The 15991-nt window shown below is 60.9% G+C and carries 14 protein-coding genes and 1 tRNA gene; 4 read left to right on the plus strand and 11 right to left on the minus strand.

The window, feature by feature from the left end:
* Positions 1–108: 108 nt before the first annotated feature.
* The 3 genes from AACH39_RS16465 to AACH39_RS16475 all read right to left on the minus strand — a co-directional run bounded on the left by AACH39_RS16465 (position 109) and on the right by AACH39_RS16475 (position 2781).
* On the minus strand, positions 109–843 hold the full coding sequence (locus tag AACH39_RS16465; RefSeq protein ID WP_215777436.1) for a peptidylprolyl isomerase: 735 nt from the start codon (positions 841–843) through the stop codon (positions 109–111).
* A gap of 628 nt (positions 844–1471) precedes the next feature.
* Positions 1472–2119 (minus strand): DUF3885 domain-containing protein, encoded by a 648-nt coding sequence (locus tag AACH39_RS16470; RefSeq protein WP_215777434.1) that lies wholly within the window; start codon positions 2117–2119, stop codon positions 1472–1474.
* A 572-nt stretch (positions 2120–2691) separates the two neighbouring features.
* Positions 2692–2781 (minus strand) — tRNA-Ser (locus AACH39_RS16475).
* A gap of 187 nt (positions 2782–2968) precedes the next feature.
* Between AACH39_RS16475 and AACH39_RS16480 the strand changes: the two genes are divergently transcribed.
* Both AACH39_RS16480 and AACH39_RS16485 read left to right on the plus strand, forming a co-directional pair.
* On the plus strand, positions 2969–3391 hold the full coding sequence (locus tag AACH39_RS16480; RefSeq protein ID WP_215777431.1) for a hypothetical protein: 423 nt from the start codon (positions 2969–2971) through the stop codon (positions 3389–3391).
* Positions 3392–3443: 52 nt separating this feature from the next.
* The gene (locus tag AACH39_RS16485; protein ID WP_338620597.1) at positions 3444–3986 is read left to right on the plus strand and encodes a hypothetical protein; all 543 of its coding nucleotides are present in this window, start codon (positions 3444–3446) and stop codon (positions 3984–3986) included.
* A gap of 51 nt (positions 3987–4037) precedes the next feature.
* Here the strand turns inward: AACH39_RS16485 and tauD are convergent, their stop codons facing one another.
* The 8 genes from tauD to apbC all read right to left on the minus strand — a co-directional run bounded on the left by tauD (position 4038) and on the right by apbC (position 12142).
* Complete coding sequence (gene tauD, locus AACH39_RS16490; RefSeq protein WP_338620598.1) at positions 4038–4874, minus strand: taurine dioxygenase; 837 nt, start codon at positions 4872–4874, stop codon at positions 4038–4040.
* A gap of 10 nt (positions 4875–4884) precedes the next feature.
* Positions 4885–5742, minus strand: a complete 858-nt coding sequence (gene tauC / locus AACH39_RS16495) for a taurine ABC transporter permease TauC (protein ID WP_215777426.1) — start codon at positions 5740–5742, stop codon at positions 4885–4887.
* Complete coding sequence (gene tauB / locus AACH39_RS16500) at positions 5739–6527, minus strand: taurine ABC transporter ATP-binding subunit (protein WP_338620599.1); 789 nt, start codon at positions 6525–6527, stop codon at positions 5739–5741. The genes tauC and tauB overlap by 4 nt, the downstream gene beginning before the upstream one ends.
* A gap of 1 nt (position 6528) precedes the next feature.
* Positions 6529–7512 carry a taurine ABC transporter substrate-binding protein gene (gene tauA / locus AACH39_RS16505; RefSeq protein WP_338620600.1) on the minus strand — a complete coding sequence of 328 codons (984 nt, stop codon included), beginning with the start codon at positions 7510–7512 and terminating at the stop codon, positions 6529–6531.
* A 188-nt stretch (positions 7513–7700) separates the two neighbouring features.
* Positions 7701–8930 (minus strand): dicarboxylate/amino acid:cation symporter, encoded by a 1230-nt coding sequence (locus AACH39_RS16510; RefSeq protein ID WP_215777420.1) that lies wholly within the window; start codon positions 8928–8930, stop codon positions 7701–7703.
* 376 nt (positions 8931–9306) lie between these two features.
* A complete protein-coding gene (locus AACH39_RS16515) occupies positions 9307–10197 on the minus strand; it encodes a DMT family transporter (protein WP_338620601.1) in 891 nt (296 codons plus the stop codon).
* 104 nt (positions 10198–10301) lie between these two features.
* Positions 10302–11069, minus strand: coding sequence for a glutamate racemase (gene murI / locus AACH39_RS16520; protein WP_215777415.1), 768 nt, complete (start codon positions 11067–11069; stop codon positions 10302–10304).
* A 2-nt stretch (positions 11070–11071) separates the two neighbouring features.
* A complete protein-coding gene (gene apbC / locus AACH39_RS16525; RefSeq protein WP_215777413.1) occupies positions 11072–12142 on the minus strand; it encodes an iron-sulfur cluster carrier protein ApbC in 1071 nt (356 codons plus the stop codon).
* 320 nt (positions 12143–12462) lie between these two features.
* On the opposite strand from apbC, the gene AACH39_RS16530 reads away from it, so the two are divergent.
* Positions 12463–13704, plus strand: a complete 1242-nt coding sequence (locus tag AACH39_RS16530) for an MFS transporter (RefSeq protein WP_215777410.1) — start codon at positions 12463–12465, stop codon at positions 13702–13704.
* 62 nt (positions 13705–13766) lie between these two features.
* On the plus strand, positions 13767–15818 hold the full coding sequence (metG, locus tag AACH39_RS16535) for a methionine--tRNA ligase (protein WP_338620602.1): 2052 nt from the start codon (positions 13767–13769) through the stop codon (positions 15816–15818).
* The last annotated feature ends 173 nt before the right edge of the window (positions 15819–15991 follow it).

Genomic DNA, 15991 nt, shown 5'->3' on the forward strand with positions numbered 1-15991 from the left:
GCATGACGCGGGTGCCCGTGGCCTGCTGCATTTTGCTGCGGTCATCTGCCGTATTGCCAGGCAGTGCAATCGTGTCCGGCTGCGCTGCCTGGCAACAGGGGGGACGTCTTACAGCGACGGCATGGTATAGCCTTCGATGTTGGCCGCTTTGACCAGGCCGCTCAGGTACTGATGCATTTTCTGGCTGCTCGCCATCTGGGTCAGGTATTGCTGCAACCGTCCCTTGACGTCGTCAAAGCTGATTTGTTCGCCCGGGTGACGCTCGTTGACCTGGATGATGTGGTAGCCGAACTGGGTCTGAACCAGGTGAGGGGTGATCTGGCCGGCCTCGGTGCTGAACACGGCCTGTTCGAATTCCGGCACCATCTGGCCACGGCCGAAGCGGCCGAGGTTGCCGCCTTGCTTGCCGGACGGGCAGGAGGAATGCTGTTCTGCCAGCGAAGCAAACAGCGATGGCGCGGCTTGCACTTCGCCCAGCACGCCTTCAGCTTTGGACTTGGTCAGCATGTTGGACAGCTCGTCCCCTCCCGTCAGCGGGAACAGTATGTGGCTGGCCTCGGCGGATTCGCCGCTGTTGAAGCGTTCCGGATATTGTTCGTAGAACGCGCGACAGGTGGCCTCATCGACCGGATCGACTTGAATTTCCTTTTCCATCAGCGCGCCAATGGCGTCACTGACATTGCTGGTGTCCTGCCCCGCTTCACGAGCCTTCTGCAGCAACAGTTCACGCAGGATCAGTTCCTGGATGATGGCCTCGCGCGGCTCCGGCGCATCGGTATGGAGGTTCTGTTCAGCCTGAATCATCTCTTCGGTGATTTCGACGCCGTTAACGAGAATGGACATGTCTTTTTCCTGAGTGAAAGGTTGGTACGCAGCAAGGGTTTACGGCGTGTTGAATAAACAACTTAGATGAAGCCAGTGCGGTGAATCTCAAGAGGTGCGCGCAGAGATTGCGTGGCTGTCTGCGATGGCAGGGAGGGGCTGCGCAGCGACAGGATGCTGAGCTGAGTCGGCAATACCCGAAGTGCAGATGGTCAATCCGCTTCATGATGAAGCACAAAAAAGCCCTGACAAGTCAGGGCTTTGATGTAGGGTCACTGGCGGAGAGGGTGGGATTCGAACCCACGTAGGACTCGCGTCCTCCACGGATTTCGAGTTATGGCGTAAATGGTACAGAATCAGTAGGTTATCCGATGATGGCTTCTAATATTTTCCTGTTTTTATGGCTTGGAAGTGCCGGAATTGCTAAATCGACTGCTGTTTATTAGAAGCTTGTTTTGACTTGAGTGAGTAAATTTGTGGATCTGAGTAGAGCTCGTCAGCGTTAGGCAAGAGAGAATGTACTGCGGACAACCTCTTCTTTGTGATGTTGTATCAACCCATTGATCCCCGCACTGCAATCGGTGCAGTCATTCCGACACTATGTATCTAATGACCTAAATTCAGTCTTGGCAAAACCTGCGCCATCGCCTCACGAGTTTTCATGCTTTTGGTTGTTCGTTGTTTTAAAGCTCTTGTCCATTGTCGAACGGTCATAGTCTAGGAGCATTGAATTGAACTGAGCATAGAGCTCAGAGAGGCGCTGAGTATTAGGTCCAATGATATCCATTCCTCTATCGTCATATGGATGCGCCAATAGGCGTTGTTTAATGTCTATAACATACACCGAGCAATGTGGATTGGGATGAAGTTGCGGAAAATCTGTGGCGACGGCACACCAGATGAGAGGCTCAAGTTTGGCAACGGGCAATTCGAATGCGAGATATGCGTACCACTCTTCCGTATTTTCGTCGAACCTATCCTTAGGTGCGATCGATTCCAACCAATACTCACGATTGGCAGGAATCGAGATATCCGCGATCTCTAGTTCGCGCAGAGCCGAACGAAGCGAATAGGGGCTTTCCCCCATGAACCGGCGCAGACACACTAAAACCTCGTTGCTTGGGGTGAAAGTAAATTCAAAGATCGCCTTTGCTTTCCAAAGAGCGCCCAAAACCATCTCCATTGATGTGCCGCTCTCTGACAGTTCAAAGCGTAGCCCGCCAGGAAAGCGATAAAACAGTCCGTCGCTACAGGCCTCGTGGCCGAATGTTTTTTCTATTTGGTCTTTGAGGGACATGTAGTGCTCACAAGGATTGGCAAAGACGATGTAACTCAAGTCAAGGGAGGGCTTTGGGCTGAAGGCTTGATGCTGAATGCCTTAGCCATGGTGGCCCAAGTGTCTTCAGATACGATCCCTATACGGCAGCGGCAACAGATTAGTACCAGCGTGTGCGATGGTCAACGACTACTCTCCCCAATTGAGATGATGCCCGGCGGCCTTGGTTATTTCATTTTACTGTGTGGCGCCATTTTGCTCGGGGCGATTCACTGCGGTGGGAAACTGGTGGTGCTTGAGACAGTTTAGTGCCTCTGTCTCGCTCATGCTTCAAGCTGCTTGGGCATCCCAATGAATCGTATTAGAGGCCAAGTCAGCGGTGTCAATGTCAATGTGTGAAAGTTATTTTTAATAGAATTAATGGCTTAAAATGTTGTCTTTGCGTGAGCCATGTCAGCTGAGGGGGGGGGAACGGCGTTTTATTAGAAACAAATCCAAGATATTAGAAGAGTAGTCAGCGCCGTTTCAGCAGCAGTCGCAGAAGAGGAAAAACAAAAAAGCCCCGATTGCTCGGGGCTTTGATGTAGGGTCACTGGCGGAGAGGGTGGGATTCGAACCCACGTAGGACTCGCGTCCTCCACTGATTTCGAGTCAGGGCCGTTAGGCCTCTCCGGCACCTCTCCGCTGCTCAGTGAGATGCGAATTCTACGGACGCCTTTTCGCCTTGTCAACGAATTTTTCTGAGGGAAAACGCCTGTTCTGGCTGTGCCACGGGTTTTCCTCCACTGATGTTGAATAGAAGCACCATGGCAAGCAAAACATGCTGTTGTAATGTATGGTGAAAGTTGTCTTCAGCGTGGGGAATGACCGATGTTTCAGGGACTGCCGGAACCAAGTCTTGTCAGTACCCGCTTCAGTGCCAATCTGGCCTGGCTGTTTGTCGAAGGGCCGTGGGATGCGGAGCGGGTCCGGCTGGCGCGGGATGTATTCGAGGAGGCGCGTGCGGTGCAACCTTTGCATGCGCCCTGGGGGCTGATCGTGGTGGTGCTGGGCAGTACGGTGTGTGCGCCTGATGCCCTGCTGTCACTGCGCGCGGCGGCTCAGCGCGATACCCGTTCGACCGGCCGGGTGGCCACCGCCTGGGTACTGGCGCCCGGTCTGGAAGGGCGCAGCGTGATGGAGGTGGTGCTGCATACCGTGTATGAAGACGTCGGTCCGCTGGAGGTGTTTACCAGCGAAGCCGCCGCCGAGGTCTGGATTCGCCAGCACCTGCAGGGGAAGCTAAAGGGCTGAGATGCTGCTGCCACCCGGCCAGTGAACGTTGCCAGGCGTCGTCTGCTGCCGCTTGGTTGGCCGCGCCCGTTTCGCGCTCGAAGCGGTGTCCGGCGCCCGCATAGACCTGCAGCGACTGCGCCAGTTGCAGCGCCAGTGCGGCTGGCAACGCATTATCCTTATCGCCATGCAGGACCAGTACCGGGCTGCTGTGGCGCTCAAGCACCGCGGCAAAGCGCCTCAGGTTTTGATCTGTGCCGGCACCGCTCAGCACACCGTAGTAACAATTCTCCGTCCTGACCCGGCCGGTGGCGGCCAGCCACAAGGCAAAATAGCCCCCGCTGGACAACCCGATGGTGCCCCGTGGTCGTCCCGCGACCTGGGGCTGCTGGCTGAGTTGCGTCAGGCTGTCGGCCAGATCCTGATAGAGCGGCTGGGCGCAGCGGGTGAAGGCGTCGCGCCGGGTCTGTGCCGTGATGCCGTCGGCGTCGAGAAGGGCCGGCAGCAGGACGGCATCGCCCTGATCGGCCTGGCGGCGGGCGTAGCGTTGGTCGGCTGTTTGAGGTCGCCGCTGGTATGCAGCAGCAGGATGTCCGGCCAGGGGCCGTCGCCCTGATCGGGGGGAGAAGCGGGGCCGGCAGCTGTGGCTGCCGACCGTGGCGGAGGCTCAGTAGGGGCGGTCGCCCAGGATGGTGGCGCGATGCATGATGCGGCGTGCCGGGCGATAGTCGTCGATGGCGTAGTGGATGGTGGAGCGGTTGTCCCAGAAGGCCACGTCGCCGGCCTGCCAGCGCCAGCGCAGGCCGAATTCCGGGCGGGACTGATGGGCAAAGAGGAAGGCCAGCAGGGCCTGGCTTTCTTCTTCCGGCAGTTCATTGATGGCGGTGGTGAAGCCGGCATTGACGAACAGGGCCTTGCGGCCGCTTTCCGGGTGGGTGCGTACCACGGGGTGGCTCAGCGGCGGGTGGGTGCGGCGGGTTTCCTCCCAGCGTTCGCGGTCGGCCGTGGTCAGGCCGAAGCGTTTCAGCGGGAAGGTCTTGGTGAAGTCATGCGTCGCCGTCAGGCCATCGAGCAGGGTTTTCAGTCGGTCGGACAACGCATCCCAGGCGGCAAAGCCGCTGGCCCACAGGGTATCGCCGCCCTGCGGGGGCAACTGGCGGGCGGCCAGCACGGCACCCAGGGGCGGGGTCTCGATGAAGGTGACATCGGTGTGCCAGATGGCATTGTCCTTGAGGTCGAAGGCTTCGGTGTCCAGCACCATGATCTGCCGGGCATCGGGGTGTTGTGGGTAAATCGGGTGGGTGTGCAGGTCGCCGAAGCGGGCGGCGAAGTCGCGCTGGGCCTGCGGGCTCAGGTCCTGGCCGCGAAAGAACAGTACCTGGTGTTCGACCAGGGCCTGGCGCAGTTGCTGCAGGGCTGGCGCATCCAGCGGCGCCGCCAGGTCGATGCCCTCGACGATGGCGCCCAGCGCCGGGGAGAGACGGGTCAGGGTAAGGCTCATCATGGGTCCTTGTTCAGTGTGTGCGCCGATACCACGGCGAGAGGGTGTTTTGCAGCAGGCGCAAGGCCAGTTCCAGGGCGAAGGCCACCAGCGCGATCACCAGAATGCCCAGTACCACGACGTCGGTGACCAGGAATTGCGCGGCGGATTGCACCATGAAGCCCAGGCCGCGCGTGGCGGCGACCAGTTCGGCGGCCACCAGGGTGGACCAGCCGGTGCCCAGGCCGATGCGGATGCCGGTCAGGATGTGGGGCAGGGCCTCGGGCAGGGTGACATGCCAGAGCAGCTGCCAGCGGCTGGCGCCGAGGGTCAGGGCGGCGCGGCGGCGCTCGGGGTCGGCATGAGCGACGCCATGGGCGCTGGCAATGATGACTGGCGCCAGAATGGCCAGGAAGATCAGCAGGATCTTGGACAGTTCGCCGATGCCGAACCAGATGACGATCAGGGGCAGGTAGGCCAGCGGCGGCACCGGGCGCCAGGCTTCGACCAGCGGGTCGAGCAGGGCGCGAGCCAGCGGGCTGGAGCCCATCAGCACGCCCAGCGGAATGCCCAGCAGGACCGCGGCACTCATGGCCAGCAGGATGCGTTGCAGGCTGGCCCAGAGGTGTTGCCACAGGGTGGCGTCCATGAAGCCATGGCTGGCGACCAGTTGCAGTTTGCTCAGCACGGCCTCGGGTGAGGGCAGGAACAGCGGGGCGATGCGACCGCTGTGTGCCAGCAGCCACCAGACGGCCAGCAGCAGTGCCAGGCTGGCGGTGCTCAGCACGGCGCCCGGCAGGGGGCGCCGTGGTTTGGCCACCGGGGCCGGCGTGGCGCTGAGCGTGGCCAGTGGCGCTCCTTCTTGCGGATAGGGGGTTTCCAGCAGATTCATGCGGCCTCCGCTTGTGTCGCCTGACGTTGACCGAACAGCGTGTCGAGCAGGTGTTCGCGCAGCGCGATGAACGTCGGGTCGGATTTGATGGCGCGGGCGGATTCCCCATCGCGGAAGCGCTGGCTGAATGTCGGCCGCAGGGTTTCGACCACCCGGCCGGGGCCGGGCGACATCAGCAGCAGCTCCGTTGCCAGGAACAGGGCTTCTTCGATGTCATGGGTGATCAGGAAGATGCGCCGGCCGCTCTGTGCCCAGACCTTGAGCAGCAGTTGTTGCATCTGCTCGCGGGTGAAGGCATCCAGGGCGCCAAAGGGTTCGTCCATCAGCAGGACGCGCGAGGCGCTGGCCAGTGCGCGGGCGATGCCGACGCGCTGGCGCTGGCCACCGGACAGTTGCCAGATCTGACGATCGCCGGCACCGGCCAGATCGACCAGTTGCAGGACCGATTCGGCTCGCTGGTGGCGCTGCGCACGCGGTACGCCCTGCAGTCGCAGGCCGAAGGCCACGTTGTCGCGCACATTCAGCCAGGGCAGCAGGGCATCGTGCTGAAAGACCACCGCGCGTGCCACATCCGGGCCGAGTACCGGCCGGCCGTCGAACTGTACCTGGCCCTGGGTGGGCTGCAGGAAGCCGGCCAGCAGGTTGAGCAGGGTGGTTTTGCCGCAGCCCGAGGGGCCGATGGCGACGGTCAGGTCCTGCTCGCCGATGTCGAGCGAGACATCGGCGAGCGCGGCCTGTGCCTGGCCCGGGTAGAAGACACTGGCGTGTCGGACGGAGAGGCTCATATCAGCGGGCTGCCTTGACGAACTGGCTGTTGATCCAGGGACTGTAGTCGGACTGCAGGCTGTCAACCTTGCCCTGGGCCTTGAGGAACTGGGCGGTATGGGTGACATCGCTGACGAACTGTTTTTGCAGGCGGACCAGCTGTTCACGTTGCCCCAGGAAGCGGTTGCCCTTCAGGCCGGCAATGACATCGGCCGGTGCGGCACCAGTCAGACGGCTGATTTTCTCCAGATTGGCCGTGTTGGCGATGAAGGCCTGCGGGTTGGCCTGATATTGGGCAATGGCGTCCAGCGAGACCTTGGTGAAGCGCTGGACGATTTCCGGGTGTTGCTCGGCAAAGTCCTTGCGCACAATCCAGATATCGTAGGTCGGGCCTCCCCACTGGGCGACCTGGCTGGAGCTGGTCAGGACTTTTCCGCTGACCTTGACCTTGCCCAGTGCCGGGTCCCAGACATAGGCCGCGTCAATGTCGCCGCGCTGCCAGGCGGCGGTGATTTCGCTTGGCCGCAGGTTGATGATGTTGACCTTGCTGGCGTCGATGTTCCAGTGCTTGAGGGCGGTCAGCAGGCTGTAATGCGCCGTGGAGACGTAGGGGACGGCGACTTTCTTGCCGATCAGGTCCTGGGGCTTGCTGATTTTGCTGCCGTTGCGTACCACCAGGGCTTCGGCATCGCCGATTTCATCGGCGACCAGGAAGGCCTGAATCGGCAGGCCGCGGCTGGCGGCGGCGGCCAGGGGGCTGGAGCCGATGTTGCCGATGACGACATCGCCGGAAGCGACGGCGGCGATGACTTCGGCGCCGCTTTCGAATTTACGCCAGTTGATGGTGCTGCCGGTGGCTTTTTCGTAGGCGCCATCGGCCTGGGGAATCTTGGTCGGGTCAATGCCGGTTTGATAGCCGACGGTGATGCTGTCGCCGGCGGCGGCCAGGGTGGTGCTCAGGCTCAGTGCGCCGAGCAGCAGTACGCGGGTAGTCCAGTGCCTCATTCTTTCTCTCCTTGCAGGGTTTTATTGTGACGACTGTGGTCAATCTAGCAACCAAATGATCTAAAGAAAAAGAACTTAATCTCATTTGCTTATATAAAACAGTGGGACATGGCAGGAGGAGGGCGGCGGCGGGCAAAAAAAAACGCCATGCCGGCAGGCATGGCGTGTCAGTGTCGCGTTTCGGATGCTCAGTGCTTGAGCTCGTTTTCCCACTTGGCCACGACGGCGGTGGCAATCGAGTTGCCCATCACGTTGGTGGCGGAGCGGCCCATGTCCAGGAAGTGGTCGATGCCGAGGATCAGCAGCAGGCCGGCTTCCGGGATGTTGAATTGCGGCAGCATGGCGGCAATCACCACCAGCGACGCGCGCGGCACACCGGCCATGCCCTTGGAAGTCACCATGAACATCAGCAGCATGGTGATTTCCTGGGTCAGGGTCAGCGGGATATTGAAGGCCTGCGCCAGGAAGATGGTGGCGAAGGTGCAATACATCATCGAGCCGTCAAGGTTGAACGAGTAGCCCATCGGCAGCACGAAGCTGGCGATCTTGTTGGAGACGCCGAAGCGTTCCAGTTGCTCGAGGGTCTTCGGATAGGCGGCTTCGGAGCTGGCGGTCGAGAAGGACAGCAGCAGCGGTTCGCGGATCGAGCGCACCAGGGTCAGGACGCGCGGGCCGATGAACAGGAAGCCGATGAAAATCAGCAGGGTCCACAGCAGGCCGATCGACAGGTAGAACTCGCCGAGGAACTTGCCATAGGTGCCGAGGATGGCCAGGCCATCCTTGGTGACGGTGGCGGCCAGGGCGGCGAAGACGGCGACCGGGGCCACGGCCATGACGTAGCCGGTGACTTTCAGCATGACATGGGCGGCAACGTCCATCAGATCGACCAGCAGCTTGGCGCGTTCGCCCAGGGCTGCGCAGGCGGTGCCGAAGAACAGCGAGAACACCACGATCTGCAGGATTTCGTTGTTGGCCATGGCTTCGAACACGCTCTTGGGGAAGGCGTGGGTGATGAAGTCCTTGACGCTCATGGCGCTGGCCTTGATGCCGGCATCGGCGTGCAGGTCAGGCAGCGGCAGGTTGACGGCCACACCCGGCTTGAACAGGTTGACCATGATCAGGCCCAGGGTCAGCGACAGCAGCGAGGCCGAGATGAACCACATCAGGGTCTTGGCACCGACGCGGCCCACGCTCTTGCCATCGCCCATGCGGGCAATGCCGGCCACCAGGGTGGTGAAGACCAGCGGGGCGATGATCATCTTGATCAGGCGCAGGAAGATGTCGGTCAGCATGCCGACGTTGTCGGCGAAGGACTTGAGTGCAGCAGGGTCCGTCGTGCCGGAGCGGACGAACATCCCGGTCAGGATGCCCAGTACCATGCCGAGCAGGATGAACAGGGTGAGTTTCTTTGACTTCATGAGTGTGTTGTGTCCCTTGAGATAGCATGTTCCATTAAACGTCGTTGCCTGGAGCTGGCTGTTATGGTTATGGCGCTGTCTGGCGCTGTGGCAACGACGAACCGTGCCTCGGTCAATGTATTGATATTGTTCTGATAAGAGGCGAGGAAAACTCTGAAAGAGCTAGGGGGCGATTATAGACATCCTGCTGCGAGCTGTCTTCATATCTGGTATGGCAACCATACTTTTATGCATAACCTGCAGTTTTTTTGCCACGAAGCCCGCTTTCTTGGCATGAAAATTACTCAAATGGCATTGCCGGGGAATATTCGATCCGAATAAGGATTTTTGAATGCATGCCTCCCCCTGCGGCGCCCGGCACCGCAGGGGGGAGAGGTCATCGTTTGAACCAGCGACGCAACAGGGCCGGCTGGTTGAATACCAGCGCCGAAGCAATGAACAGCAGGGCAATCCAGGCGTGCAGGCCGACGCGCTCGCCGCCAATGAAGGCGCCGATCAGGACGCCGACCAGCGGTACCAGGTAGTTGGTCAGTGAGGTGAAGACCGAGCCGGCCATCTGGATCAGGCGGGCAAACATCAGATAGACGATGCCGGCGCAGAAGACGCCGAGAATCAGCAGGGACAGCAGGGTCTGATGGCTGACATGCAACTGCCAGGGCCGGTCGATGATCAGCGCCAGCACGATCAGCGGCAAGGCGGCCAGCGCCAGGATGTTGCGCACGGTGATGACCGGCGACAGATTGCCCAGGCGGTTGAACATCAGCAGGCTGACCGAGACGCTGGCGGCAGAGCCCAGCACGGCCAGTTCGCCCAGCAGGTTGTCTGCCCAGTTGCCCGACAGGCCGGGGGCGACCAGGATCACGATGCCGACAAAGCCGGCGGCCACGCTGGTGATCGAGGACAGGCTCCAGTGTTTGCCCTGGACAAAGGCCGGTGCCAGCAAGATGGTGAAGATCGGAATGGTGCCCATCAGGATCGAGGCCACGCTGCTCTCCACGCGTGCCTGGCCCCAGCCGAGCAGGAACAGCGGCAGCAGGGCTTCGAAGAAGGCCAGCAGCAGATAGGTGGGCAGCAGGCGACGGGCTGCCACGGCGGCATGGCGGCGCTCATCCGGCATGAACAGGCCGATGCCGGCCAGGGTCAGGGCACCGATGGCCGCCCGGCCGGCCGCCAGGGTCAGCGGCGGCAGTTCGTGAATCACGATCTGGTTGAAGATGAATTGGGCCCCCCAGATCAGGGCAATGGCCATCAGCATCAGGTAATGCATTGGGCTGGGTGTTTTGTGCATGAAAGGCTTTCTCGCAAAAAATGAAAAAACGCGCCCGCCCTCCATGTTGCCACAGGGAGGGTCGGGGGCCTTCCGGTTTAATCTCAGATGCCGGCTTGCTGCACCGGGTACGGTTGTCCGATCAGAACCGGTAATACGTCGGACATGTCGGCCGGATTGGCCGTGGTGTAAAAACGGTAGTCATGGGGCTGGGCAGGCATCTTGCCAGCCAGCAGCGCCACGGCGCGGCGGGCAATGGCGTCCGCCGGGTCATCCAGTATCACGTCGGGGCCGGCGATCTCGCGGATCAGCGGTGCCAGAAACGGATAGTGGGTACAGCCCAGAACAATGTGGTCGACATTTTCTGTCAGTAAAGGTTCGATCACCTGGCGCACGGTGTCTCGCGCCTGTGCGCTGTCGAGGTCGCCGGACTCGACCTGTTCGACCCAGCCGGTGCCGGGACGGGGCAGGACTTCCACCTTGCCTGCATGGCGCTGCAGCAGGGAGCGGAAGCGGGCACTTTTCAGCGTGAATTCGGTGGCCAGCACGGCAATGCGACCGGTGCGGCTGGCTGCGGCCGCCGGCTTGACCGCCGGCTCGATGCCGATGATCGGCAGGGGCAGGGCCTGGCGCATGGCATCGACGGCGGCGCTGGTGGCGGTATTGCAGGGCACGATCAGAATGGCCGCGCCCTGATCGGCCAGGAAGCGGCCGATGCGCAGGCTGCGCTCGGTCAGTTGCTCGCGGGTTTTTTCGCCGTAGGGCAGGTAGGCCTGGTCGGCGAAATAGCTGACCGGCCACTGTGGCAGGGCCCGGGTCACGGCACGCCAGACCGAGAGCCCGCCCAGGCCGGAGTCGAACATGGCAATCATGGTCAGTTGTGCTTGATCACGATCTTGGGGAACTTGCTGCTGAAGTCCTGCGCCTGTTCGCCGACCTTGACGGCGACACGCTGCGCCAGCTCGCGATAGCTGGCAGCGGCGGCGCTGTCCGGGGCGCTGACCACGGTCGGGCTGCCCTGGTCGGTGGCGGTACGGATGGCGATATCCAGCGGCAGCGAGCCCAGCAGCTCGACGCCATATTCGCTGGCCATGCGCTCACCGCCGCCGCTGCCGAAAATGTGTTCGGCGTGGCCGCAGTGCGAGCAGACATGAATGGCCATATTCTCGACCAGCCCGAGGATCGGCACGCCGACTTTTTCGAACATCTTGAGGCCCTTGCGGGCATCGAGCAGGGCAATGTCCTGCGGGGTGGTGACGATCACGGCGCCGGTGACCGGGACTTTCTGGGCCAGGGTGAGCTGGATGTCGCCGGTACCCGGGGGCAGGTCGATCACCAGGTAGTCGAGGTCGTCCCACTGGGTGTCATTGAGCAATTGCTGCAGTGCCTGCGAAACCATCGGGCCGCGCCACACCATGGCCTGGTCGGTGTCGACCAGGAAGCCGATCGACATGACCTGCACGCCATGGCTGAGCACCGGCTTGATGTGCTTGCCGTCCGGCGACTCGGGGCGACTGCCGGTCACGCCCATCATCAGCGGCTGCGACGGGCCGTAGATGTCGGCATCCAGCAAACCGACGCGAGCGCCTTCGGCGGCCAGTGCCAGCGCCAGGTTGACGGCGGTGGTGGATTTGCCGACGCCGCCCTTGCCGGAGGCCACGGCGATGATGTTCTTGATGCCGGGAATCAGCGGCACGCCACGCTGGGCGGCATGGCTGATCACCTGGCTGCTGACGTTGATGGTCAGCGGGCGTCCTTCCGCCACCTCGGCCAGTGCGGTCTCGAACTGCGCGCGTACTTTGCCCAGGCGGCTGTTGGCCGGGTAGGGCAGGACGACATCGAAGCGGATGCCTTGCGCGTCGTGCTGCAGGTTCTTGCAGCGGTAGGCTTTGCGGGTAATCGGGTCGATCTGGCTGGCCAGAATGGTATCGATCTGCTTGCTCATGGTGTGTGCTCGGTGCCGTGGACGTGTGGTGTAATACCCGAGTATTTTACTCAAATTATTGCGTTGCGTCAGGCCTGATTTTAGCGCGATTCAGCTGGCGTTCGCTGCCATTTTGTCGGACTTGGCTGAATGACGGCGGGTCTGGCCGGAGGCAAGATGGGGGTGACTGCGTTGTCTGTCGGACAGTATATCGTCGATTCGTTTGATGTGATACAATCTAAGTCGTTGAATTTAAGCGTCATGCCCGGTTTTTGCTTCGGGCACGCTGGAGGCCGGCCCGGAGGGGAGCGGCCTCTTTGTTCTTTTTCGAAAGGTTTGTCATGCAGAAACACGCGGCGCTCTCTCCCGCTACCCTGTTGTTCCCGCTCGCTCTGGTTTTGTTCGAATTCTCGGTTTACATCGCCAATGACATGATTCAGCCCGGCATGCTGGCCGTGGTGCGTGAATTCGGTGTCGATGCCTCCTGGGTGCCGACCTCGATGACCGGTTTCCTGCTCGGCGGCGCCTTGCTGCCCTGGCTGATGGGGCCGCTGTCCGATCATATCGGCCGTCGTCCGGTCATGCTGTGGGGTGTGGCGTTCTTTATTCTCGCCTGCCTGGGCAGCCTGTGGTCGCATGACATCATCAGTTTCATGGTGCTGCGCGTGTTGCAGGGTATGGGGCTGTGCTTCATTTCGGCAGTCGGCTACGCCACCATTCAGGAAGCGTATGAAGAACGTGCCGCAGTCAAGGTGACGGCGTTGATGGCCAATGTGGCGCTGATTGCGCCGCTGGTTGGTCCGGTAGCCGGTGCGGCCATGGTGAATGTCTGGCCCTGGCGCGCCAGTTTCCTGGTGATTGCGGTTTTCGCGGCGATTTCGTTCGTGGGCCTGATTGCTTCGATGCCGGAAACCGTGGTGCGCGGCGAGCAGGCCTTCAGTGCCGGCAAGCTGGCACGTGATTACCGCACCGTGTTCGCCAATCGCCGCTTTGTCGCCTCTGCCCTGTGCATTCCGCTGCTGGCGCTGCCGCTGCTGGGCTGGATTGCGTTGTCGCCGGTGATGCTGGTGCAGGATGCCGGCATGTCGATCCTGCAGTATGGCCTGTGGCAGTTGCCGGTGATCGGCGCGTTGATCGCCGGCAATCTGTTGCTGGTCAAGTTCGGCGACCGCTGGCCGCTGGGCCACTCGGTGGCCGTTGGTCGTCTGCCGGCCCTGGCGGGGGTGGCAGTGATTGTGGCCGGGGTCTTGTTTCCGGCCGTGAAGTTCTATTTCCTGATTGCCGGCATGAGCCTGATTACCCTGGGTGAGGGCCTGGCTTTTGCCGTACTGTACCGTTTTGCCCTGACGGCGACGGATATCGCCAAGGGGGCCGTGGCAGCCAGCATGACCATGATCTCGATGGCGGTTTACGCTTGCGGGATCGAGGGGCTGAAAAAGGCCTATCTGCAAGGGGGCTATGCCGGATATGCCCTGCTGGTACTGGTGCTGGCGCTGATGTTCTTCCTTCTGTCGCGCCGCATGGTGGGGGTGGCCATGGCCGACCGCGCACCGGGCGGTCGTCTGGCAGAAAAGGGCGCGTGATCGGTGCCTGCCGCTGCTGTTATACTGGAACGCTGTAAGTTACCGCTAAAAGGACGAAAACAATGACAAGCAAACGCAAGATTCTGGTGACCAGTGCACTGCCCTATGCCAACGGTGCCATCCACCTCGGTCATATGGTCGAGCACATCCAGACCGATATCTGGGTTCGGTTCCAGAAGATGCGTGGCCATACCTGTCACTATGTTTGCGCCGACGATACGCACGGTACGCCCATCATGCTGGCGGCCGAGAAACAGGGCATGAAGCCGGAGGCGCTGATCGAGCGCGTGCGCGGCGAGCACTTGGCGGATTTCAGCGGTTTCCATATCGGCTACGACAACTATTACAGCACCAACTCGCCGGAAAACAAGGCGTTTGCCGAGCAGATCTATCTGGCACTGCGTGCCAATGGCAAGATCGCCAGCCGCACCATCGAGCAGCTCTACGATCCGGAAAAGAACATGTTTCTGCCGGACCGCTTCGTCAAAGGCGAGTGCCCTAAGTGTGGCGCCAAGGATCAGTACGGTGACAACTGCGAAGTGTGCGGCGCCACCTATGGCCCGACCGAACTGAAGCATCCCTATTCGGTGGTTTCCGGTGCCAAGCCGGTGCTGAAGAGCTCGGAGCATTATTTCTTCCGTCTGGGCGATTGTGCCGACTTCCTGAAGAAGTGGACCGCCGGCAGCTCGCGTCTGGCCGATGGTCGCGAACTGCCGCACCTGCAGCCCGAGTCGCTCAACAAGATGAATGAGTGGATTGAAGGCGGCCTGCAGGATTGGGATATTTCGCGTGACGCGCCGTATTTCGGTTTCGAGATTCCGGATGCGCCGGGCAAGTATTTCTATGTCTGGCTGGATGCGCCGATCGGCTACATGGCTTCGTTCAAGAATCTGTGCGATCGCAGCGGTCTGGACTTCGACGAGTACTTCGGGCCGGATTCCAAGGCCGAGCTGGTACATTTCATCGGCAAGGACATCCTGTATTTCCACGCCCTGTTCTGGCCGGCGATGCTGAAGTATGCCGGTCTGCGTGCGCCGACCAGCGTTTTTGCCCACGGCTTCCTGACCGTGGATGGTCAGAAGATGTCCAAGTCGCGCGGGACGTTCATTACCGCCAAGAGCTATCTGGATTGTGGTCTGAATCCGGAGTGGATGCGCTATTACATTGCCGCCAAGCTCAATGCCCGCATCGAGGACATCGACCTGTCGCTGGAAGATTTCATTGCCCGCGTCAATTCGGATCTGGTTGGCAAGTACATCAACATCGCCTCGCGTGCTGCCGGTTTCATCAGCAAGCGCTTTGCCGGCAAGCTGGCGCCGTCGCTGGCTGATACCGCGCTGCTGCAGTCCCTGCAGGCGGCCAGCGAGGAGATCGCCGCCGCCTTCGAGGCACGGGAGTATGCCCGTGCGCTGCGTGACATCATGGCGCTGACCGATCAGGTCAATGGCTATGTGGATGCCAACAAGCCCTGGGAGCTGGCGCGTCAGGAGGGCAGCGATGCCCGTCTGCACGAGGTGTGCAGCGTGCTGATCAATGCCTTCCGCCTGCTGAGCATCTTCCTCAAGCCGGTCCTGCCGAAGCTGGCGGAAAACGTCGAGGGCTTCCTGCAAGTGGCGCCGCTGCGCTGGGAAGATGCGGCGACCCTGTTGCTGGGGCATGAGATCCGTCCGTATCAGCATCTGATGACTCGGGTGGAGCAGTCGCAGATCGATGCCCTGATCGTGGCCAACAAGCAGTCGATCGAGGCGGCCAAGCCGGCGTCCAGCCTGGAGCCGCTGGCCCCGACCATTGGTATCGAGGATTTTGCCAAGCTGGATCTGCGCGTCGGCAAGGTGCTGGATTGCCAGTTTGTCGAAGGCTCCAGCAAGCTGCTGCAGTTCACCGTCGACCTCGGTTTCGAGCAGCGCAATATCTTCTCCGGTATTCGCAAGAGCTATGCAGATCCGGCTAAGCTGATCGGCCGCAATGTGATCGTGGTCGCCAACCTGGCGCCGCGCAAGATGCGTTTCGGGGTGTCGGAAGGGATGATTGTCTGCGCCGGGCTGGACGAGGAGCATGACTTCCATCTGCTGGATGTCGATGCCGGCGCCTTGCCGGGCTGGCGTCTCAGTTAAGTTTGTGCCGCACGAAGAACAAAAGCCCTGGCCTTGTGCCAGGGCTTTTGTTATTTGATTTGTCAATTTGGCACAATCTTGCCGTCACATTGTTTGATTATGCTTATATTAGAGCTAAATGGAACTTGACTTGAAGCTTGATGTCGAATTAGTTTAAGCGTTGAGTTCAACGA

The organism is Paludibacterium flexuosum (assembly GCF_037076605.1).
In the GTDB taxonomy this organism is placed as follows: Bacteria; Pseudomonadota; Gammaproteobacteria; order Burkholderiales; family Chromobacteriaceae; genus Paludibacterium.

What these genes read in the sequence shown, in the direction of transcription:
- AACH39_RS16470 (WP_215777434.1), bottom strand. Translation starts at nt 2,119, where the DNA reads ATGTCCCTCAAAGACCAAATAGAAAAAACATTCGGCCACGAGGCCTGT.
- AACH39_RS16465 (WP_215777436.1), bottom strand. Translation starts at nt 843, where the DNA reads ATGTCCATTCTCGTTAACGGCGTCGAAATCACCGAAGAGATGATTCAG.
- tauD (WP_338620598.1), bottom strand. Translation starts at nt 4,874, where the DNA reads ATGATGAGCCTTACCCTGACCCGTCTCTCCCCGGCGCTGGGCGCCATC.
- murI (WP_215777415.1), bottom strand. Translation starts at nt 11,069, where the DNA reads ATGATTGCCATGTTCGACTCCGGCCTGGGCGGGCTCTCGGTCTGGCGT.
- metG (WP_338620602.1), top strand. Translation starts at nt 13,767, where the DNA reads ATGACAAGCAAACGCAAGATTCTGGTGACCAGTGCACTGCCCTATGCC.
- AACH39_RS16480 (WP_215777431.1), top strand. Translation starts at nt 2,969, where the DNA reads ATGTTTCAGGGACTGCCGGAACCAAGTCTTGTCAGTACCCGCTTCAGT.
- AACH39_RS16530 (WP_215777410.1), top strand. Translation starts at nt 12,463, where the DNA reads ATGCAGAAACACGCGGCGCTCTCTCCCGCTACCCTGTTGTTCCCGCTC.
- AACH39_RS16515 (WP_338620601.1), bottom strand. Translation starts at nt 10,197, where the DNA reads ATGCATTACCTGATGCTGATGGCCATTGCCCTGATCTGGGGGGCCCAA.
- AACH39_RS16510 (WP_215777420.1), bottom strand. Translation starts at nt 8,930, where the DNA reads ATGAAGTCAAAGAAACTCACCCTGTTCATCCTGCTCGGCATGGTACTG.
- tauA (WP_338620600.1), bottom strand. Translation starts at nt 7,512, where the DNA reads ATGAGGCACTGGACTACCCGCGTACTGCTGCTCGGCGCACTGAGCCTG.
- tauB (WP_338620599.1), bottom strand. Translation starts at nt 6,527, where the DNA reads ATGAGCCTCTCCGTCCGACACGCCAGTGTCTTCTACCCGGGCCAGGCA.
- tauC (WP_215777426.1), bottom strand. Translation starts at nt 5,742, where the DNA reads ATGAATCTGCTGGAAACCCCCTATCCGCAAGAAGGAGCGCCACTGGCC.
- apbC (WP_215777413.1), bottom strand. Translation starts at nt 12,142, where the DNA reads ATGAGCAAGCAGATCGATACCATTCTGGCCAGCCAGATCGACCCGATT.